This window comes from Pseudomonas sp. GW821-FHT07F05 (assembly GCF_059418765.1).
In genome coordinates, this window is the sequence record NZ_JBWKQL010000003.1 from 122,656 (window position 1) to 142,329 (window position 19,674).

The 19,674-nt window shown below is 58.8% G+C and carries 22 protein-coding genes and 1 tRNA gene; 12 read left to right on the forward strand and 11 right to left on the reverse strand.

The features are described 5' to 3' along the window. Positions 1-64: 64 nt before the first annotated feature. Positions 65-307, forward strand: a complete 243-nt coding sequence (locus AC07RO_RS08310) for a hypothetical protein (protein ID WP_282370408.1) — start codon at positions 65-67, stop codon at positions 305-307. Between the two features lie 52 nt (positions 308-359). Here the strand turns inward: AC07RO_RS08310 and AC07RO_RS08315 are convergent, their stop codons facing one another. The 4 genes from AC07RO_RS08315 to AC07RO_RS08330 are packed head-to-tail and all read right to left on the reverse strand — an operon-like array spanning position 360 to position 3,099. Beyond that, positions 360-1,322 (reverse strand): GlxA family transcriptional regulator, encoded by a 963-nt coding sequence (locus AC07RO_RS08315; RefSeq protein ID WP_495085809.1) that lies wholly within the window; start codon positions 1,320-1,322, stop codon positions 360-362. 1 nt (position 1,323) lies between these two features. Further along, positions 1,324-1,650 (reverse strand): hypothetical protein, encoded by a 327-nt coding sequence (locus AC07RO_RS08320; RefSeq protein ID WP_163023052.1) that lies wholly within the window; start codon positions 1,648-1,650, stop codon positions 1,324-1,326. 49 nt (positions 1,651-1,699) lie between these two features. Beyond that, entirely contained in the window at positions 1,700-2,161 is a 462-nt protein-coding gene (locus AC07RO_RS08325; RefSeq protein WP_495085810.1) for a GNAT family N-acetyltransferase, read from the reverse strand. Between the two features lie 41 nt (positions 2,162-2,202). Continuing rightward, the gene (locus AC07RO_RS08330) at positions 2,203-3,099 is read right to left on the reverse strand and encodes a chemotaxis protein CheV (RefSeq protein WP_192170719.1); all 897 of its coding nucleotides are present in this window, start codon (positions 3,097-3,099) and stop codon (positions 2,203-2,205) included. A gap of 288 nt (positions 3,100-3,387) precedes the next feature. On the opposite strand from AC07RO_RS08330, the gene hmpA reads away from it, so the two are divergent. The 7 genes from hmpA (at position 3,388) to cyoE (ending at position 10,725) form a co-directional block, all read left to right on the forward strand. Beyond that, on the forward strand, positions 3,388-4,569 hold the full coding sequence (hmpA, locus tag AC07RO_RS08335) for an NO-inducible flavohemoprotein (protein ID WP_495085811.1): 1,182 nt from the start codon (positions 3,388-3,390) through the stop codon (positions 4,567-4,569). Between the two features lie 334 nt (positions 4,570-4,903). Next, positions 4,904-5,413, forward strand: a complete 510-nt coding sequence (locus AC07RO_RS08340; RefSeq protein WP_192170721.1) for a disulfide bond formation protein B — start codon at positions 4,904-4,906, stop codon at positions 5,411-5,413. Positions 5,414-5,882: 469 nt separating this feature from the next. Continuing rightward, complete coding sequence (gene cyoA, locus AC07RO_RS08345; RefSeq protein ID WP_192170722.1) at positions 5,883-6,818, forward strand: ubiquinol oxidase subunit II; 936 nt, start codon at positions 5,883-5,885, stop codon at positions 6,816-6,818. Positions 6,819-6,821: 3 nt separating this feature from the next. Further along, positions 6,822-8,840, forward strand: coding sequence for a cytochrome o ubiquinol oxidase subunit I (cyoB, locus tag AC07RO_RS08350; RefSeq protein ID WP_192170723.1), 2,019 nt, complete (start codon positions 6,822-6,824; stop codon positions 8,838-8,840). 3 nt (positions 8,841-8,843) lie between these two features. Continuing rightward, on the forward strand, positions 8,844-9,476 hold the full coding sequence (locus tag AC07RO_RS08355) for a cytochrome o ubiquinol oxidase subunit III (RefSeq protein WP_074886388.1): 633 nt from the start codon (positions 8,844-8,846) through the stop codon (positions 9,474-9,476). Continuing rightward, positions 9,477-9,824, forward strand: a complete 348-nt coding sequence (cyoD, locus tag AC07RO_RS08360) for a cytochrome o ubiquinol oxidase subunit IV (protein WP_192170724.1) — start codon at positions 9,477-9,479, stop codon at positions 9,822-9,824. A gap of 10 nt (positions 9,825-9,834) precedes the next feature. Next, entirely contained in the window at positions 9,835-10,725 is an 891-nt protein-coding gene (gene cyoE / locus AC07RO_RS08365; RefSeq protein ID WP_074886382.1) for a heme o synthase, read from the forward strand. Between the two features lie 79 nt (positions 10,726-10,804). On the opposite strand, the gene AC07RO_RS08370 is transcribed toward cyoE, so the two are convergent. The 4 genes from AC07RO_RS08370 to AC07RO_RS08385 all read right to left on the reverse strand — a co-directional run bounded on the left by AC07RO_RS08370 (position 10,805) and on the right by AC07RO_RS08385 (position 14,348). Next, positions 10,805-11,791 carry an ATPase gene (locus AC07RO_RS08370; RefSeq protein ID WP_495085812.1) on the reverse strand — a complete coding sequence of 329 codons (987 nt, stop codon included), beginning with the start codon at positions 11,789-11,791 and terminating at the stop codon, positions 10,805-10,807. 49 nt (positions 11,792-11,840) lie between these two features. After that, entirely contained in the window at positions 11,841-12,626 is a 786-nt protein-coding gene (locus AC07RO_RS08375) for a transporter substrate-binding domain-containing protein (RefSeq protein ID WP_495085813.1), read from the reverse strand. A gap of 67 nt (positions 12,627-12,693) precedes the next feature. Beyond that, positions 12,694-13,317 (reverse strand): DedA family protein, encoded by a 624-nt coding sequence (locus AC07RO_RS08380; RefSeq protein WP_346625599.1) that lies wholly within the window; start codon positions 13,315-13,317, stop codon positions 12,694-12,696. A gap of 143 nt (positions 13,318-13,460) precedes the next feature. Next, the gene (locus AC07RO_RS08385; protein ID WP_495085814.1) at positions 13,461-14,348 is read right to left on the reverse strand and encodes a LysR family transcriptional regulator; all 888 of its coding nucleotides are present in this window, start codon (positions 14,346-14,348) and stop codon (positions 13,461-13,463) included. 133 nt (positions 14,349-14,481) lie between these two features. On the opposite strand from AC07RO_RS08385, the gene AC07RO_RS08390 reads away from it, so the two are divergent. Then, positions 14,482-15,225 (forward strand): SDR family oxidoreductase, encoded by a 744-nt coding sequence (locus AC07RO_RS08390; RefSeq protein WP_346625597.1) that lies wholly within the window; start codon positions 14,482-14,484, stop codon positions 15,223-15,225. A 27-nt stretch (positions 15,226-15,252) separates the two neighbouring features. On the opposite strand, the gene AC07RO_RS08395 is transcribed toward AC07RO_RS08390, so the two are convergent. The 3 genes from AC07RO_RS08395 to AC07RO_RS08405 all read right to left on the reverse strand — a co-directional run bounded on the left by AC07RO_RS08395 (position 15,253) and on the right by AC07RO_RS08405 (position 16,922). Next, complete coding sequence (locus AC07RO_RS08395) at positions 15,253-15,555, reverse strand: chorismate mutase (protein WP_346630004.1); 303 nt, start codon at positions 15,553-15,555, stop codon at positions 15,253-15,255. Between the two features lie 2 nt (positions 15,556-15,557). Then, positions 15,558-16,397, reverse strand: a complete 840-nt coding sequence (locus AC07RO_RS08400) for a hypothetical protein (RefSeq protein WP_346625595.1) — start codon at positions 16,395-16,397, stop codon at positions 15,558-15,560. Between the two features lie 440 nt (positions 16,398-16,837). Further along, positions 16,838-16,922 (reverse strand) — tRNA-Leu (locus AC07RO_RS08405). Between the two features lie 108 nt (positions 16,923-17,030). On the opposite strand from AC07RO_RS08405, the gene queA reads away from it, so the two are divergent. Genes queA through yajC form a run of 3 tightly spaced genes read left to right on the forward strand, consistent with a single transcriptional unit; the run spans position 17,031 to position 19,632 of the window. Continuing rightward, positions 17,031-18,110, forward strand: coding sequence for a tRNA preQ1(34) S-adenosylmethionine ribosyltransferase-isomerase QueA (gene queA / locus AC07RO_RS08410; RefSeq protein WP_495085815.1), 1,080 nt, complete (start codon positions 17,031-17,033; stop codon positions 18,108-18,110). A gap of 14 nt (positions 18,111-18,124) precedes the next feature. Further along, positions 18,125-19,240 carry a tRNA guanosine(34) transglycosylase Tgt gene (gene tgt, locus AC07RO_RS08415; protein ID WP_495086029.1) on the forward strand — a complete coding sequence of 372 codons (1,116 nt, stop codon included), beginning with the start codon at positions 18,125-18,127 and terminating at the stop codon, positions 19,238-19,240. Between the two features lie 53 nt (positions 19,241-19,293). Then, on the forward strand, positions 19,294-19,632 hold the full coding sequence (gene yajC / locus AC07RO_RS08420; protein WP_037012510.1) for a preprotein translocase subunit YajC: 339 nt from the start codon (positions 19,294-19,296) through the stop codon (positions 19,630-19,632). Positions 19,633-19,674 lie beyond the last annotated feature (42 nt).

Genomic DNA, 19,674 nt, shown 5'->3' on the forward strand with positions numbered 1-19,674 from the left:
GGTATGCTGCGCGGCCCTCGGGCGCCGCCCGTATTCCTCGACTGTCTGCCATTCCGGAGCTTTCATGACCACCCCCGAACACACCCCCGCTCCTGATGCTCGTGAATCGCACGCTTCGGTCGACGCCGACGCTGCCCCGGCGGATACAAAACCTGCGATTCCGGCGTTCAGCTTCCCGTTCAAGCCGGGCGAGCTGTTGCAGGCGAAGAAGGATCAGCAGCACTACAAAGGCTCGGGTAAATCGAACCACGACAAGCGTCCGGGCGTTGCGCCATCAGGCACCCGTCGGTCGATGGGCAAGCGCTGATTACACCGTCGCAGGCGAGGACGCTGCCGGGGGAATCACCCGCCCGCCATGCTCACACTTCTTTGCGAAAGCTGTCCCGATACTGAGTCGGCGTCACCCCCAGACGCTGACTGAAGATCAGCCGCATGCGCGCAGCGCTGCCAAATCCGCAGTGATACGCCACCGCCTTGATCGCCATTTCGCTGCCTTCCAGCAAATGGCGAGCGGCGTCGATGCGCGCACGCTGCACGAACTCCGCCGGTGTGACCTTGGCGTCGCGGGCAAATACCCGAGCGAACGTCCGGGGGCTCATCGCCACCACGTCGGCCAGTCGCTCCACTGAAAAGGGCTCGCCGATGTGCTCCATCACATAGCGCTGTACCTTGGCCACGGGCGAGTCGTCATCTGCCGACGCCGTGAGGTACGGGCTGAATTGCGACTGCCCGCCCTGACGCTGGGCCACCACCAGCAGACGTCTGGCCACCGCCAGGGATATCGCCGGGCCGTGGTCCTCCGCCACCAATGCCAGCGCCATGTCGATGCCCGCCGTGACCCCGGCTGATGTCATCAGCGCACCGTCGCGAACATAGATGCGATCGGGCTCGACCCTCGCGTGGGGGAACTGATCGGCGAGCTGCTCAGCGTGGCTCCAATGGGTAGCGGCCTGCTTGCCATCCAGCAAACCGGCGTGGCCGAGGATGAACGCCCCTGTGCAGATCGAGCCGTAGCGTTGCGCCTGGGGCACGGCTTCCAGCAGCCAGTGAGTGATGGCGGGCATTTCCGCGCCGTTTGGCAATGAGGGACCGCCGGGAATCAGAAGGATGTCGAACTGCTTCGGCGCGTCCGCCAGGGAATACTGCGCACCCAGTGGCATGCCGTTGGACGCAATGATCGGGTAGGGCGCCGCGCCGAGGGTGATGATCTCGTAGCCATCACCGTCGGGCAGGAAACGGTTGGCTTCGGCGAAGACGTCGAGCGGGCCGGCCACGTCCAGGGCCTGCACGTTGGGAAACAGCACAATCGCGACGCGCTTCATCCTACTTCTTTGGCAATGTGGTGACGTTATCCCACTCGGTAATCAGCGCTTTCTTGTTCTTGCGGTCGTAGAGGCACAGCTCGGTGCCGGTCTTGTTCTTCATGAACGCCTGTTTGTACTGACCTTTGATCAACAGTGCGTTGAAGCCGACGCTGTCATCGAAGGCCGCATCGGCGCCGGCCGGCTTGGCGTTTTTCAGGGAACTGGCGCTGACACAACTGTCGACCAGGGTTTTGTTGAAGGCGGTCCAGGCGTCCGGGCTGGAGGCATTGGCCTGGCCGGCAGCGGCAGCGGTGAGAACGAGCAACAGCGCGGTGTGCATCTTCACGGGTACGCATCTCCATGGCGTGAGCGGGTGAACGAGGCTCGGCGCAGATTCAGCGCGGTTCCAGTTCGTGGCGCTGAATATATTGCATACCGGCGCGCTCATACAGCCGGCGTGCGACCAGATTGCTTTCCATCACCTTGAGGTCGACATGGCCTTCATTGCGCTGGCGGAAGGCTATAAACACCTGATTGAGCAGCGTGAGACCCAGGCCTTGACGGTGCGCACGGGGGTGAACCACAAGATTACGGATGAACGCGCTGGTCCAGCATTGCGCAACGGCCACCACACCTTCAGCGTCCTCAAGAACGAAACACAGCGCCGGATCAAACTCGGGATCAGTCTCGAAGGCATCGAGCCAAGTGGCATAGTCTGCAACACGACCGCCGCCGTGCTCGCGACCCAGCACCAGCAACTGGTGAACGGCCGGGGCGTTCTGCCCGGTGAATTCAACCTGACGCACGGCGGCGGGCCAGCACGGATCATGGAGTGCCGGGCCGAGGTCGCGGCGCATCAACCAGTAATGCGCGGTGGAGGCATCGCCTGCGGCCGGTCTCAGATTCCCTGAGCTTCGACCGTGCGGGCGGCTTCGATCAAGCATCGTGTCAGCTCGGGCGAGGAAAACTTGGTCAGAACAGCGTTGGCGCCGGCAGCATCGGCTTTTTCGGCATTCATCGCGCTGTCCAGCGAAGTGTGCAGCAGCACGTACAGTTCCTGAAAGTCCGGCGTCTCCCGAAGCGTGCGGGTGAGCGCGTAGCCGTCCATCTCCGACATCTCGATGTCGGACACCACCACGTTGATCTGCTGTGCGGTGCCTTGCAAATCGAGTAACTGATCAATGGCTTCCCGCGCACTGCGGGCGGTGTGGCATTCGATGCCCAGATTGCGCAGGGTAATCACCGATTGTTGCAGCGCAACCTGACTGTCATCGACCACCAGGATGCGCGCCTTCGCCAGCACTTTGGCGTCATCGGCGCTGAGCTCGGCGCGTTCGGCGACGATCCGTGCGGGCGCGATGCCGTGAATGACCTTCTCGATGTCCAGCACCTGAACCAGCGTCCCGTCCACCTGCGTCACGCCGGTGATGAACGACTTGTTGCCGGAGCCAAAGGGCGGCGGACGAATGTCGGTGGTCAGGCAGTGAACGATCTTGCTGACGGCCTGAACATGCAACCCCTGCTTCGACCGGCTGACATCGGTGACGATCAGGCAGCCGCCATCGGGGTCCACCAACGGGCGCTCGCCGATGGCACGACTCAGGTCAATCACCGACAGCGGGTTGCCACGCAAAGTCGCGACCCCTTTGACGTGTGGGTGGGATTCCGGCAAACGCGTAAGGGGAGGGCAGGGGATGATTTCACTGACCTTGAGCAGGTTGATCGCCATCAGCTTTCCGCTGCGTAACGTGAACAGCAGAAGCGAGAGTGAATCTGCGCGGACGTTCTTGGACATATAAACCTTCTGTGATGCGTTGCCTGGCCGCGTGGGATCGGCCAACAGCTTTCGATGACGGTTTATCGACCTGACGAAGTCAGGCTTTAGCCCTTTCGATTTTACCCGGCCGGCTGGCCTGTCAGCATTGCAGTCAATTTGACCGTAGTCAGGTCATTTTGACCCGCGATTCGACGAGGTCATATTGACTGTGCGTTGGCCAGGCCCTTGATTTCAGGCTTTGGGGTCGCTGGCACGATTCCTGAACAACCGAGGTAACGCTTACTCATCACCTCTCGGGAGTTACTTATGTTGTCCGCATCGGATCGTGCCATCGTCAAGTCAACAGTGCCACTGCTGGAAAGCGGCGGAGAGGCGCTGATTACCCATTTCTACCAAATGCTCCTCGATCGATACCCGCAAGTGCGTCCACTGTTCAACAAGGCGCATCAGGCCAGTGGTGAACAGCCTCGCGCCCTGGCGAACGGGGTGTTGATGTACGCCCGCCACATCGATCAGCTTGATCAACTGGGCGATCTGGTCGCCAAGATCATCAACAAACACGTGGCGCTGCAGATCCTTCCCGAGCACTACCCGCTCGTTGGCGAGTGCCTGCTTGAGTCGATTCGCGAAGTGCTGGGGAAGGAAGTCGCCACTGGCGAGGTCATCACTGCGTGGGGCAACGCCTACGGGCAACTGGCCGACATTTTGATCGGCGCGGAAAAAGCCATCTACGACGAGAAAGCCCAGGCAGCAGGCGGCTGGCGTGGTGAGCGTGAATTCAAAGTGGTCGCCAGAACGCCGGAGAGCGCGGAAATCACCTCGTTCCACTTTGCGCCGGCAGATGACCAGCCGATCCTGCAATTCACCGCCGGCCAGTACATCGGCATGCAACTGCATGTGAACGGCGAAGAGATCCGCCGCAATTACTCGTTATCGGCCCTGGCCGGGAACAATCAATACCGCATCAGCGTGAAACGCGAGCCTGATGGAGTCGCTTCCAATTATCTGCACGATCAGCTGCAGGTCGGCGACAGCATCAATCTGTACCCGCCCTCCGGAGAATTCACCCTGAACGACAGCGACAAACCGCTGGTGCTCATCAGCGGTGGCGTCGGCATCACGCCAACCCTGACCATGCTCGAAGCGGCATTGCCGACTCAGCGGCCGATTTACTTCATCCACTGCGCGCGCAACGGCTCGGTCCATGCTTTTCGCGACTGGATCGAAAGCCTGGCGAGCAAGCATCCTCAGCTCAAACGTTTCTACTGCTACGCCGAAGATGACGGCGTCAGCCCGGCGGCCCATGCGACGGGTCTGCTCGATCAGGCGCGCCTGGAGCAATGGCTGCCGGAGACTCGCGACGTCGATGCGTACTTCCTGGGGCCTAAAGGCTTCATGGCGGCGATCAAGCGTCAACTGAAAGCGGCCGGCGTGCCCGATGCACAGGCGCGGTATGAATTCTTCGGTCCTGCGTCAGCATTGGAATAATCGCTGCGACAATTAGACGCATCCTACATATATAGAAGAATTCCGGGTCGCGACCCATCGCTGCGACAAAAAGCCGCACGCTTCTATATATAGGCAGGAACCAGGAGAGCTCACACTAGCGTTTGAATTGGAATGTTAACGCTCGGCTAATGCAGCCGTGTTCACCATTGCGCGGGTTACGGCGGTGGACCGGAAGACGGCCACGTTCGGTCGCGAATGGCACTGCGTGAACGGGGTGTCGTGACGGTGATAGAATCGCCGCCTTTGCGGGGCGTCCGGGCCGCAACGCTCCACATCCGTCGATCCGGATGACTCCAATTCAAAGGGCATGTGAATGACTGAAGAGATGTTGTACCTGCGGCGTGAAAAGCAGTTTCTGGTGTTGCTGGGCATCATCTGCCTGGCGTTGATCGGCGGCGCCTTGTACATGCAGGTGGTGCTGGGTGAAGCGCCTTGCCCGCTGTGCATCCTGCAGCGGTATGCGCTGTTGTTCATCGCGGTGTTCGCGTTCATCGGCGCGGCAATGCCGGGCCGTCTGAGCCTGACCATCTGCGAAGCGCTGGTGGTGTTGAGTGCCGTGGGCGGGCTGGTTACCGCCGGGCGTCACGTGTACATCCAGACCCACCCGACCGAGAGCTGCGGCATCGATGTGCTGCAGCCGATTGTCGACGGTCTGCCCCTGGCGTCTCTATTTCCGCTAGGCTTTCAGGTAGGTGGTTTCTGCGAGACGCCATATCCGCCAGTTCTCGGTTTGTCTTTGGCGCAATGGGCGTTAGTGGCGTTTGTGCTGACTGTTGTGCTGGTTCCGGCGGGAATTATTCGTAACCGGATGAAAGCACGCTGATTACAAAGTGTTGCGTAACAAAGCCCCGGAAATCCTTCAACAGAACCGGGGCTTTGCCCAGTTTCAGGGTGCGGCATAACACCGCATTTTTACCGAACGTGAAATTAACTGTTGCGCAGAAACTTATAGTCAATAAAACTTTACGTATCTACAATCGCCCCCAATTCACGCCCCCCCTCATTTGCGGGACGGTGTAAATCGAGGTTATGGAGCGTCTTTTCGCTCTAGTAGACGCGGTTCGAATGGCCTCCCGAGTCACGTTCTGAATGTCTGCGCCAAGGGATAGGGTCCGCATTAGCGGGTGCCACCATTCGAATAAGAAACCAAAGCTCAACCCGGATTTGTTGTGAGGCCCCATGCTTCCTGACAGGCCCCTTTTCAATCCAAGCATTTGCCAGCACCTGGCAGGGTGAAGTGTTGGCGGTCGAAACCCAACTGCGATGCGAAAGCTGCTTTTAGAGGTCGTGAGATGAGTAAAAAAAGGTACCCCAGGTTTTTTGGCTTCTTGGCCCTTTTCAGCATGCTCCTGCTCAGCGGGTGCGATTACACCCTGCTGGATCCCAAAGGCCATGTGGGCGTTCAAGAGCGTGACCTGATCATCACTGCTACCTTGCTGATGCTGCTGGTGGTGGTGCCGGTCATTTTCATGACCATCATCTTCGCCTGGAAGTATCGCGCTACCAACAAGAGCGCGACGTACACGCCTGACTGGGCGCATTCGACCCGGATTGAGCTGGTGGTCTGGCTGGTTCCATTGGCCATCATCATCGTGCTCGGCTATGTGACCTACAAGTCGACCCACGCGCTGGACCCTTACCGTCCGCTCGAGTCAGACGTCAAGCCGCTGACCATTGAAGTGGTCGCACTGGACTGGAAATGGCTGTTCATCTATCCGGAACAGGGCATCGCCACCGTCAACAAGATCGTGTTCCCGGCCAACACGCCGATCAATTTCCGCATCACTTCCGATTCGGTCATGAACTCGTTCTTCATCCCTGCACTGGGCGGCCAGATCTACGCGATGGCCGGCATGCAGACCAAGCTGCACCTGATCGCCAATGAAAACGGCGAGTTCGATGGTATCTCCGCCAACTACAGCGGCGCAGGTTTCACCGGCATGAAATTCAAGGCGACTGCCACCTCACAGGCTGATTTCGACGCTTGGGTTGCCGACGTCAAGAATTCACCTAAAACACTGGCAACGGCCGAATACGCCGCGCTGGCCAAGCCTAGCGAACGTAACCCCGTTGAACTCTACTCCTCGGTCACTCCGAACCTGTTCCAGATCATCATCGACAAGTATGAAGGTATGAAGCCGGGCAAGATTGTCCATGAGAAGAAAGAAGTAGCAGGTACGGAAGGGATGGACATGGGTAAGCATTCAGCTGCGCAGGCAGAGGAGTAAACGATGTTTGGTAAATTAAGTCTGGACGCGATTCCGTTCCACGAGCCGATAGTCATGATCACGGTCGCCATGATCGCGATCGGTGGTGCGGCATTGCTGGGTCTGATCACGTACTTCAAGAAGTGGACTTACCTCTACACCGAGTGGCTGACGTCTGTCGACCACAAGAAAATCGGTGTCATGTACATCATCATTGCAATGGTCATGCTGCTGCGCGGCTTTGCCGACGCCGTACTGATGCGTTCGCAATTGGCCATGGCCACTGAAGGCTCACCCGGCTACCTGCCGCCTGAGCACTATGACCAGATCTTCACCGCTCACGGTGTGATCATGATCATCTTCATGGCGATGCCGTTCTTCACCGGCCTGATGAACATCGTCGTGCCTCTGCAGATTGGCGCTCGCGACGTTGCCTTCCCGTTCCTGAACTCCTTGAGCCTCTATCTGCTGATCTCCGGCGTGATTCTGGTCAACGTGTCTCTGGGCGTCGGCGAGTTCGCACGTACCGGTTGGGTGGCCTATCCACCGCTGTCGGAACTGGGCTATAGCCCGGGCGTGGGTGTGGATTACTACATCTGGGCACTGCAGCTGTCAGGACTGGGGACAACGTTAACCGGGGTCAACTTCCTGGTTACCGTGCTGAAGATGCGTACCCCTGGCATGAAACTGATGGACATGCCGATCTTCACCTGGACCTGCACCTGGGCCAACGTCCTGATCGTGGCTTCGTTCCCGATCCTGACCGGCACCCTGGCGTTCCTGACCCTCGACCGTTACCTGGACTTCCACATCTTCACGAACGAGTTGGGTGGTAACCCGATGATGTACGTGAACCTGTTCTGGGCGTGGGGTCACCCCGAGGTTTACATCCTGATTCTGCCGGCGTTCGGGGTCTTCTCCGAAGTCATCTCGACGTTCACCGGCAAGCGTCTGTTCGGCCACCACTCGATGATCTACGCCTCCGGCGCGATCTCGATCCTGGGCTTCATGGTCTGGCTGCACCACTTCTTCACCATGGGTTCGGGTGCGAGCGTCAACGCCTTCTTCGGTCTGGCGACGATGCTGATTTCCATCCCGACGGGTGTGAAGCTGTTCAACTGGCTGTTCACGATCTACCAGGGACGTCTGCGCTTCACCGCGCCAGTCTTGTGGACCCTGGGCTTCATGGTCACCTTCTCAATCGGTGGCATGACCGGCGTACTGCTGGCTATCCCAGGTGCTGACTTCGTTCTGCACAACAGCCTGTTCGTGATCGCGCACTTCCATAACGTGATCATCGGTGGTGCTGTGTTCGGTTACATCGCCGGCTTCGCGTTCTGGTTCCCTAAAGCGTTCGGCTTCAAGCTGAACGAGAAGTGGGGCAAGGCAGCGTTCTGGTTCTGGATATCGGGTTTCTACGTCGCCTTCATGCCGCTGTACGCATTGGGCTTCATGGGCATGACCCGTCGTCTGAACACCACTGACAACCCGGACTGGACGCCATACCTGCACGTCGCGTTCGTCGGTGCGTTGCTGATCGCTGTCGGTATCGCCTGCCAGCTGATCCAGATCTTCGTGAGTATCCGTGACCGCGAGCAGAACCGCGATCTGACCGGTGACCCATGGAATGGCCACACCCTAGAATGGTCCACCTCGTCGCCACCGCCTTTCTACAACTTTGCAGAAATGCCGAAAGCCAACGAGATCGACCCGTGGTATGCCGCCAAGCGTGATGGCGAGGCCTACAAGGTTCCGGCCAAGTACTCCGACATCCACATGCCGAACAACACGGCAACGGGCATGGTGATGGGCCTCCTGCTGACCGTCTTCGGTTTCGCGATGATCTGGCACATCTTCTGGCTGGCGGGCGTCAGCCTGATTGGCACGATCGTTTACTTCGTGATTCACGCGGCACGTGACGATCAGGGCTACATGGTTCCTGCATCCGAAGTGGCACGCATTGAAGGCGAGCAACACGCGATCCTGGCTCGTGTTCGCAATGGTCAGACAAACACTCCTGTCAACAAGCTGGAGCAGGCATAAACAATGTCGAACTTAGTATTTGATGGTGCGAAGGGTCACGACCACGGTCATGACCACGAGCACGACCATGGTCACCATGACGCCGGCGAGATGAAGATCTACGGTTTCTGGATCTACCTGATGACCGACTGCATTCTGTTTGCGTCGATCTTCGCCATTTACGCGGTACTGGTTAACAACGTAGCGGGTGGCCCTGCGGGCCACGACATCTTCGAACTGCCTTACGTGCTCGGCGAAACCGCCTGCCTGTTGCTCAGCTCGATCACCTACGGCTTCGCCATGCTGGCGATGCACAAGGGCAACAAGTCGGGCGTTCTGGGTTGGTTGTTCGTGACCTTCCTGTTCGGCCTGGGCTTCATCGGCATGGAGATCAACGAGTTCCACCTGCTGATCTCCGAAGGTTACGGCCCTAACCGCAGCGGCTTCCTGTCGGCGTTCTTCACGCTGGTCGGCACCCACGGTCTGCACGTGACCAGCGGCCTGATCTGGATGGCGATCATGATGTATCAGGTCTCCAAGCACGGCCTGACCGGGACCAACCAGACTCGCCTGAGCATGCTCAGCCTGTTCTGGCACTTCCTGGACGTTGTCTGGATCTGCGTGTTCACCGTTGTCTATCTGATGGGGACCATTTAAATGGCGAATTCACATCACTCCCATGACGCCGCCAGCCATGAACCTGCCGCCCACGGCAGCTTCAAGTCGTACATGGTCGGTTTCGTACTGTCGATCATCCTGACCGCGGTTCCTTTCGGTCTGGTGATGTTCCCGACGATCTCGAAAGTGGCCACGCTGTGGGTCGTTCTGATCTTCGCAGTCGTGCAGGTTCTGGTTCACCTGGTGTACTTCCTGCACCTTGACCGCTCGGCGGCACAGCGCAACAACGTCATCGCGTTTGCCTTCGCTGGCCTTGTGATCGTGCTGCTGGTTGGTTTGAGCACCTGGATCATGTTCAGCATTCACACCGCCATGATGGCGAAGTGAGGAAAACCTGATGTCACTGAAGCACTTTATCCAAATCACCAAACCGGGGATCATTTTCGGTAACGTGCTTTCGGTGGCAGGTGGCTTTTTTCTGGCTTCCAAGGGGCATGTCGATATCGGCTTGTTCCTGGCAGCCGTGATCGGGACTTCACTGGTAGTAGCTTCTGGCTGCGTGTTCAACAACTGCATCGATCGCGATATCGATGTGAAGATGGAGCGCACCAAGAATCGGGTGCTGGTGCAAGGGTTGGTGTCAGTGAAACTGGCACTGATCTACGCCACTGTGCTGGGTGTTGTCGGCGTCGGTCTGCTGTACACAAAGGCCAACGCACTGGCGGCACTGTTCGCCGTAATCGGCTTCGTGATCTACGTCGGCTTTTACAGCCTGTACCTGAAGCGCAGGTCGGTTCATGGCACGTTGGTCGGCAGCCTGTCGGGCGCGATGCCTCCGGTCATTGGTTACGTCGCGGTCAGCAACACCTTCGACCTCGCGGCGCTGACCTTGCTGGTGATGTTCAGCCTTTGGCAGATGCCTCACTCGTACGCTATCGCGATTTTCCGCTTCAACGACTATCGGGCTGCTTCGATTCCGGTCCTGCCGGTCAAGCGCGGTATCCGGGTCGCCAAGCGGCACATCCTGATCTACATCCTGGCTTTCCTGCTGGCGACCTTGATGCTGACCTTCGGCGGCTACGCCGGGCTCAATTATCTGGCCGTCGCAGCGGCAATGGGCATGTACTGGTTGTACATGGCCTGGACCGGCTACAAAGCCAAAGACGACACTGTTTGGGCACGCAAGCTGTTCGTGTTCTCCATCTTCACGATCACAGCCTTGAGCGTGGCGATGTCGCTGGATTTTCAGGTAACTAAGGAACTGTTGGTGACATACGCAGCGCCTTAGTCGCCTGAAGGAAACGCAAAAAACCCGGTTGCTCGCGAGAGAAACCGGGTTTTTTTTCGAACTGAATAAAGTCTTTGGCTTAGCGGGTTGACCCTTTGGCAGAGGCCTCTTCGGCATCCTTTGCCGGCCCGAGGACAACGGCCAGATGGCGCAAGTCTTCGATCTGCACGCTGACGCTTTTCCCTGAAGGGCTGGCGACCAGTGTGCCCAGGGCAAAGACCGTGAAGAAACGCACCTCATCGGCGTGACTCAGCAGCTCACTGAGGTAGCGGCTGGAGCGGTAGGCCTGCATCTGCGCGGGGGATACGTACAATGTCACCAGCTTGCCTTGCAGGCGATCGAAGAATTTGAATTTGAAGCCGATCCCGTAGCGCTCGACCAGTCCGCCGCCATACAGCACCCGACGCTCGTCATTCAGCTGAGCAAACTTGATATGGCGGAAATAGGCGCGCAAGGACACCTCGCCCTGACCCGGAACGCGAAGGGTCAACAGCGCGAGTTCTTCCTTGGTCAACGAGGCCTGGGCCTGACGGAAGCTGTCGACCAGCCGCTCCAGATCGCTGGTTCGGTTCTGCTTGTCCTGTTTGGCCTTCAACGCGTCAGCTGGGAGCGTGGCGTCTTCGGGCTTATCGGTCGGCTCGGCGTCAGGCTTGTCTGTCGGCGATGCCGGCTTAGCGCGCTCCTTCGGGGTGGGATCAAAGACGTCAATGTAATCATCCAGCTTGCGCTTGACCCTGCGCAGCTCGCTATCGGCCCCGGTTTCGGCTTCCTGGCCAGCCGGCGTTTCGACGGATTCATCCACCCATTCGCAATCGGCGTGATGTTCGTATTTCGGGTTGGCCCGGTAGTGCGCGGCGACGAAGGTCGGATGCTCCTGAGGCTTCACGTCATAGCGAACCCCAGTGATTTTGACACCCAGAGCGCGGCACGACTCGGACGAACACAGAAAGCTGAAGCGCGCACGGGGTAGCTCTTGAGAAAAATACTCGCGTCGCGCCGCCACGATGGACAGCTCTTGCTGCAGCTCGACGCAGAACGCGCGGGTAATGGTTCTGTTGGTTTTCATGGATACGGCGGGGTCCTGTGCCGAAGTCTTCCGGATGTGCTGCGCACTGTCATTCCGTTGGCATCGCCAGCCATTCGCCGACCACTTTCTTGTAAGCCCCGGTGGCTTTGGAGAGGTGCAGCCACTGATCGATATAGGCCTTCCAGGCCACGTCATCCCGGGGCAGCAGATAGGCCTTTTCGCCGTACTGCATGTAGTGCGACGGATTGACCGTGCACAAGCCGGGCATGCGTTTCTGCTGATACAGCGCTTCGGACGCGTCGGTGATCATCACGTCGGCTTGCTTGTCGAGCAGCTGTTGGAAAATGGTTTTGTTGTCGTGGAAGGCCAGGCTGGCATTGGGCAGATAAGCGTGGGCGAAGGCTTCGTTGGTGCCGCCTTGTGGTTCGATCAATCGAACGCCGGGCTGATTGATCTGCTCGAGGGTCTGGTACTTCGACTCGTCTTCGCAGCGCACCAACGGCACTTTGCCGTCGATGTCCAGCGTGCTGCTGAACGCCGCCTTCTTCTGCCGCTCCAGAGTGACCGAGATGCCACCGACGGCGATGTCGCATTTGCCGGCGGTGAAGTCGGGCATCAGGGTTTTCCACGTGGTCGGGACCCACTCAATCTTCACGCCCAGGCTCTGCGCCAGAGACTGAGCCAGCTCGATGTCGATTCCTTCGTACTGGCCGTCGGGCTTGAGAAACGTGTACGGCTTGTAATCGCCGGTCGTGCAAACGGCCAGTTGGCCCTTCTGCATGACGGTGTCCAAATGGGACGGCGCCTCAGCGGCCTGAGCCTGGATGCTGCCGACCATGCTCAACAGCAAACCGGCGGTAATGCGTGTGTTCATCGAGTCGATCCCTCTGCTTCAAATGCCTGTCTGCCGTTATAGAGGCGGTCAGCGCAGATGGGAAGCGTTATCCCGCAGAGGAGGGCGGGACGTCCTTTGCCCGCTTGGCCGCCTGCCTGGCAGGCCGTGTTTTTGCGCGACGATGCCGATACAGCGCGACGGCCGCGCCCACCACGACCACGCCCAGGAAGATCGGCAGCCGATAAGGCTTCAAGTTGCCGAACATAGTCTCAAGAAAGCCCCCCGCCCAGTAGCCGGCCGCGAGAAACAGACTTGCCCAGACTGCGGCGCCAAGCAGGTTGATGATTGCAAAACGAATGGGCGACAAGCGACTCGCGCCGATAACCAGAGGCCCGATCAGACGCATGCCGTAGAGAAAGCGCACCGAGAAAATGGACGCCGTGGGGTAGCGCTTGATCAGGTCGGACACGCGGTCGATGGTCGCTTGCTGGCGGTGCAGGCGCGGCAGCAGGCGTGGCCCGAAGTAGCGCCCGGTCCAGAACAGAATCTGATCGCCGAGCATCCCGCCCAACGTGGCGTAGATGAGCACTTGCTGCCATTGCAGGACGTGCTGGTGCGCCGCCAGCCCGCCGAGGATCAGGATGGTCTCCCCCTCGAGCAGGCAGCCGATGAACACGGCCCAGTACCCGTAGTTTGAAAGCAGATAGTTGAAGTCGATGTGTTCGAACATGGAAGGCCGTGGTTTTCGGTGAATGGGTGCCTGCTGAAACATCCAGCAGCGTGCGCGCCCAGGAGGCGTATCGCTCGGCGTTCGACCGAAGCCGGTCGTCATCGGTTCGGTCGCTTTAGGTCGAATCTTCCTGCGCCATGCCGTCAGGGGAAGGTCTGTAGATCGCTCAGGCAGTGGATCAGGTGATCGTAGACAAGACGTACCCTGCTCGGCACCGGCCCTGACTGCGTCCGGTACACGGAAAGGTCCATGGGCGGCGGCGCGGCATTCGGCAACACCTCGATCAGACGCCCGTTGCGCAGGTAAGCCTCGGCCAGGTAATGGGGCATCTGCGCAAACGTGACGCCCGCCAGTACGAATTCCAGTTCGGTCTCCGGGTCATCACAACTGAATGCGGGGGAGGGTGGCGAGTAGCTTTGGCCTCCGGACAGAAACCACGGCCAGGGTCGTCCATTGTTGCGATCAATCAGCGTCGACAGCGGCAGCTGTTTAAGGTCTTCCAGCGCGGATGGCATGCCCACTGCCGCGATCAAGTCCGGCGACGCGACGATCTTCAACGGCACTTGCGCCACCACTCGCGCGATGTAGCGCCGGTCCCGGACCGTGCCAATGCGAATGCCGATATCGATCCTCGAACCGACGGCATCGGTAAGTTGGTCATCCAGGCTCAACTCGATCCGCAGTCCGGGATGTTGCTGCATCAATGGCTGGAGGAAACCGGCCAGATACAGCTTGCCGATCGAGTGAGGCGCGGTGATGCCTACGCGGCCCACCACATCCGCCGCGGGATTTTTCGTGTGGGCCGCGAACAGTCGATCGAACTGGTCCAGGGTTTCGCGTGCCTGTCGCGCTACTTCGGCGCCGTACGCCGTGACTTGGGCCTGTCGCGTGCTGCGATGAAACAACGGCTCGGCGAAGGTTCGCTCGAGTTCCTTGACTGCACGCGTGACCTTTTGTGGCGAGGTGCCGAGGCGCGTTGCGGCTTCCCGAAACGTGGGCGCGTCCACGGCTACCAAAAAGATACGCAGCATTTCCATTCGGTTAAGCATGTGAGGGCCCGCGTTCCAGAAAGTGGAATTCTCAAAGCCTAACTCTTCCATTTTCTGACAGGAATATCCATCGCAAACTGGCCCTATCAACTTCCCACGCTTCAGGAGAACTGCAATGAGCAATGGCATCCAAGGCAAAGTCGTCGTCATCACTGGCGCCAGCAGCGGACTCGGCGAGGCCACCGCGCGGCACCTGGCAAAACTGGGCGCCAAGGTCGTCCTCGGCGCACGCCGTCAGGAGCGTATGGACGTCATCGTCCGCGACATCAAGGCTACCGGCGGCGAGGCATCGGCCTACACCGTTGACGTCACTCGCCGAGACGACCTGTCGGCGCTCGTCGAAAATGCTGTTCGCGACTTCGGCCGCATCGACGTCATGATCAACAACGCCGGCCTCATGGCCATCGCGCCGATCGCCGAACTGCGGGTCGACGAATGGGACCGCATGATCGACATCAACATCAAAGGCGTCCTTTACGGCATCGCCGCCGCGCTGCCGAAGTTTGAAGCCCAAGGCTCCGGCCACTTCATCAACATCTCATCAGTGGCCGGCATCAAAGTCTTCAGCCCGGGCGGCTCCGTCTACAGTGGCACCAAGTACGCCGTCCGCGCGATCTCCGACGGCCTGCGCCACGAGGTCGGCGGCAAGATCCGCACCACCACCATTGAGCCCGGTGCCGTGGATTCCGAGTTGAAATTGGGCAGCGGCCATCAGCCGAGCGCGGATGTGGTCAAGGAGTTCTACAAACAAGCGATCCCGGCCGAATCCGTCGCCCGCGCCATTGCCTACGCGATCGAACAGCCGGGTGATGTGGATATTAACGAGATCGTGCTGCGGCCTACTTCGCAGGATTTTTGATGGGGGCAGGTATTGCGGCTGGGGTGGTTAGGTCGCAGTACCGCTTCTCAATGCAGCATGAGCTGCCAATTCTTCTTCGATGAACGCTGCAATCATCGCCCGGTATACCTTTTCTACTACCTCGGCAGAGGCCCCGCAGTCCTCTGCGACGGCCCGGACTTTCGCAATCACATCCTCAACCCGTGAGGTAGCCTTAACCTCTGTCGTCGTCTTTTTGAACGCTGCGGCCTGATTAACCAGATTTCCACGACGGGCAAGCAGTGATACAAGATCACGGTCAATGCGGTCGATGTGCTGCCGGACTTCTTCAATCGATGTGCAGGTGACCATAGTCAGTCCTCGTCCTTGATTCGGTATTTCACAAAAGCGATATATTTGGCGAATGCGAAGTTCAGGATCTTCTTTTTTGCAGACCCTGACAGGTGCCCAACCATGATAAATCGTGCACCTGCGAGATCGGTAAGGTCGCTGAGCTTGAATGCTGAAAGCATGTCATCTTCCAAGTCCTTATCCCGAATGAGGATGCTTGGCTCACTCAGATAGTCGCCGCAGTTGAGCCATGCTGAACCGTCCTTTCGGTTGACGTTATTAATTTGTCCCCAGAACAGACGCACGGAGCCCAGCTCAATGTTCGAAAGTTGATATTGGGAGGACAGTAAGCGGCGAATGCTCCCTTCAAGTACTACCCGCCCGTTGTCGGCGGTTATCCTGATGTTGGTTTCATCTTCGGGATACTCAGGGTTACGCATCAGCCTCGACAGGATTTGTCTCAGCGACTTATTGACTGGATAGTCGGCTGCGTTCGCGTATTGCTTTTGGATACTGCCCCACGGTGATCCTGCGGGAGGTGTCGTGGGTGGGGCCGGTGTCAGAATGGTCTGGGGTGTTCGCTTGTCGAGATCCACGACAATGTGCGCAGTATTTTCACCATCGACAATGCCAGGCTCTTCGCCGTCTACGACGAGTACCACCGTTTTGATTTGGCAGCCTTCTTTGTGATGCGCTGCGAAACATGCAGCCCTCTCGCGCAGTCCACCCGTTGAGCCGCGGACAAACCAGGCGCCTGCCTCGCACTCGACACATCTGATATTGCCCGCGTATTTATCCACATCCTGCTGAAACTCGGCCAGCGAGCACAGGCTTAGGTCCACGCGGTAAATGACTGATTGCATCTCTTATCCTTAAGCGCAGCCGATGGTTGAAAACTGGCTAAGTGCCGTCCTGGTTCGATCATACTTAATGTTCGTCGTTATGCTAGCTGAGAGGCTTCTGAGCTGGTTGTCGGACGTTGCCTACAGATAAAACGGCTAAGTGCGAAAGCGGTTATGTGCAGCAGTGGGACAGGTGGGTTTGAACGCCGTTAGAGTTGCGGCGTGACAAGTGGCGGTTTACCGGCTAAAGCCAGTCCTACGAAGTGCGCAAGTTGCGTCAGTGGGACTGGCTTCGATCGGGAGGGGGGCGGTTTGAACATCAGCAGTTTTGCGCCGTGGCGCTCGCCGTCTTTCCGTCCCCTTCACAGCACTCACCAAATCCCGCCCACAAAAAAACCGGCTCAAATCTGGCCGGTTTTTTTGTGCTTCAAGTCACGTAACCACTTGAAGGTGTTGCTGTTTGGTGCCCCGAGGGAGAATCGAACTCCCACTTCTTTCGAAAACGGATTTTGAATCCGCCGCGTCTACCAATTCCGCCATCAGGGCTCAATGGCGGCGAAGTATAGAGATGAGCCTACCGTTGGTCAATCATGTTTCATGGTCAATTTTCACTTATTCGGCTAAACTTCCCGGCCCTGCTAGACGAACCCCATCATGCGTGTCGCTGACTTTACCTTCGAGCTCCCGGATTCATTGATCGCTCGCCATCCTTTGGCGGAGCGACGCAGCAGCCGTTTGCTGACCCTCGACGGGCCAAGCGGCGCGCTGGGACACCGCCAATTCACTGATTTGCTGGAGCATTTGCGCCCTGGCGATCTGATGGTCTTCAACAATACCCGGGTGATTCCGGCGCGGCTGTTCGGGCAGAAAGCCTCGGGCGGCAAGCTGGAAATTTTGGTCGAGCGCGTTCTCGATCAGCACCGTGTGCTGGCCCATGTGCGCTCCAGCAAGTCGCCCAAGCCGGGCTCGACGATCCTCATCGATGGGGGTGGTGAGGCCGAAATGGTCGCGCGCCATGATGCGTTGTTCGAACTGCGCTTTGCCGAGCTGGTACTGCCGCTGCTCGAGCGCGTCGGGCACATGCCATTGCCTCCTTATATAGATCGCCCGGATGACGATGCCGACCGCGAGCGTTATCAGACCGTGTATGCCCAGCGCGCCGGTGCGGTAGCAGCACCGACGGCAGGTCTGCATTTCGATCAGACCATGATGGGCGCGATTGCCGAGAAGGGCGTCGAGACCGCATTCGTGACGCTGCACGTCGGCGCGGGCACCTTCCAGCCGGTGCGTGTCGAGCGCATCGAAGACCACCACATGCACAACGAGTGGCTTGAAGTTACTCAGGAAGTGGTCGACGCCGTGGCGGCGTGTCGCGCACGCGGCGGTCGGGTCATCGCCGTGGGCACGACCAGCGTGCGTTCGCTGGAAAGTGCCGCACGCGATGGCGTGCTCAAGCCCTTCAGCGGTGACACCGATATCTTTATCTACCCGGGCCGACCTTTTCACGTGGTCGACGCGCTGGTCACCAACTTCCATTTGCCGGAATCGACGCTGTTGATGCTGGTCTCGGCATTCGCCGGTTATCCCGAAACCATGGCGGCCTACGCGGCTGCGGTGGAGCACGGTTACCGCTTCTTCAGTTACGGGGATGCCATGTTCATCACCCGCAATCCCGCGCCGACCGCTCCCGGGGAATCCACCCCGACGGACTCGGCCCCAGAGGATCACGCATGAGTCGCACCTGTCGTATGTCTTTCGAGCTGCTGGCCACTGATGGCAAAGCACGTCGCGGTCGTTTGACCTTTCCTCGCGGCGTTGTCGAAACGCCTGCGTTCATGCCGGTCGGCACCTACGGCACGGTCAAGGGCATGCTGCCTCGGGACATCGAGGCCACCGGCGCTCAGATGATCCTCGGCAACACCTTCCACCTGTGGCTGCGTCCGGGCACTGAAGTCATCAAGGGCCACGGCGACCTTCACGATTTCATGCAGTGGAAAGGCCCGATTCTGACCGACTCCGGCGGTTTTCAGGTGTTCAGCCTGGGCGCGATGCGCAAGATCAAGGAGGAAGGCGTGACCTTCGCCTCTCCGGTCGACGGCGCGAAAGTGTTCATGGGGCCTGAGGAATCAATGCAGGTTCAGCGCGACCTCGGTTCCGACGTCGTGATGATCTTTGACGAATGCACGCCGTATCCTGCGGACGAAGAGGTTGCGCGCACCTCCATGGAGTTGTCGCTGCGCTGGGCCAAGCGCTCCAAGATCGCTCACGGCGAGAACACCGCGGCGCTGTTCGGCATCGTTCAGGGCGGCATGCATGAGAGCCTGCGCATGCGCTCCCTCGAAGGCCTGAACGAACTCGACTTTGACGGCCTGGCGATTGGCGGCCTGTCGGTCGGCGAGCCCAAGGACGAGATGATCAAGGTGCTGGACTATCTGCCGGGCCGCATGCCGGCTGACAAACCTCGTTACCTTATGGGTGTAGGCAAGCCCGAGGACCTGGTTGAAGGTGTCCGCCGCGGCGTCGACATGTTCGACTGCGTGATGCCTACGCGCAATGCGCGCAACGGTCATCTGTTCATCGACACCGGTGTGCTGAAAATCCGTAATGCGTTTCATCGTTACGATGAGTCGCCGCTGGATCCGACCTGCGATTGCTACACCTGCAAAAACTTCTCCCGCGCCTATCTGCATCACCTGGACAAGTGCGGCGAAATGCTGGGTAGCATGCTTAATACGATCCACAATTTGCGCCATTACCAGCTGCTTATGACTGGTTTGCGCGAGGCTATTCAACAAGGTACATTGGCCGCCTTTGTCGACACGTTCTATGCCAAACGCGGGCTTGTGACGCCGTTACTGGACTGAGCGACATCCGGTCTTTCGCTTCCTATTATTAAAATATGCAACTGGAGTGTTAAATGAGCTTTTTCATCTCTTCCGCTTTCGCGGATGCGGCTGCCCCTGCTGCTGCAGGCCCTATGGGCGGCGGCTTCGAGTGGATTTTCCTGGTCGGCTTCCTGGTCATCTTCTATCTGATGATCTGGCGTCCACAGGCCAAGCGCGCCAAAGAGCAAAAGAACTTGCTGGGCAACTTGCAGAAGGGCGATGAAGTCGTCACTACCGGCGGTATCGCGGGCAAGATCAATAAAGTGACTGATGACTTCGTTGTTATCGAAGTGTCCGACACCGTAGAGCTGAAGATCCAGAAGGGCGCAATCGCTGCCACCCTGCCCAAGGGCACTCTGAAAGCCATCTGATTCCAGTCTTTTACCAATCGACGGGGCGCGCAAGGCGCCCCG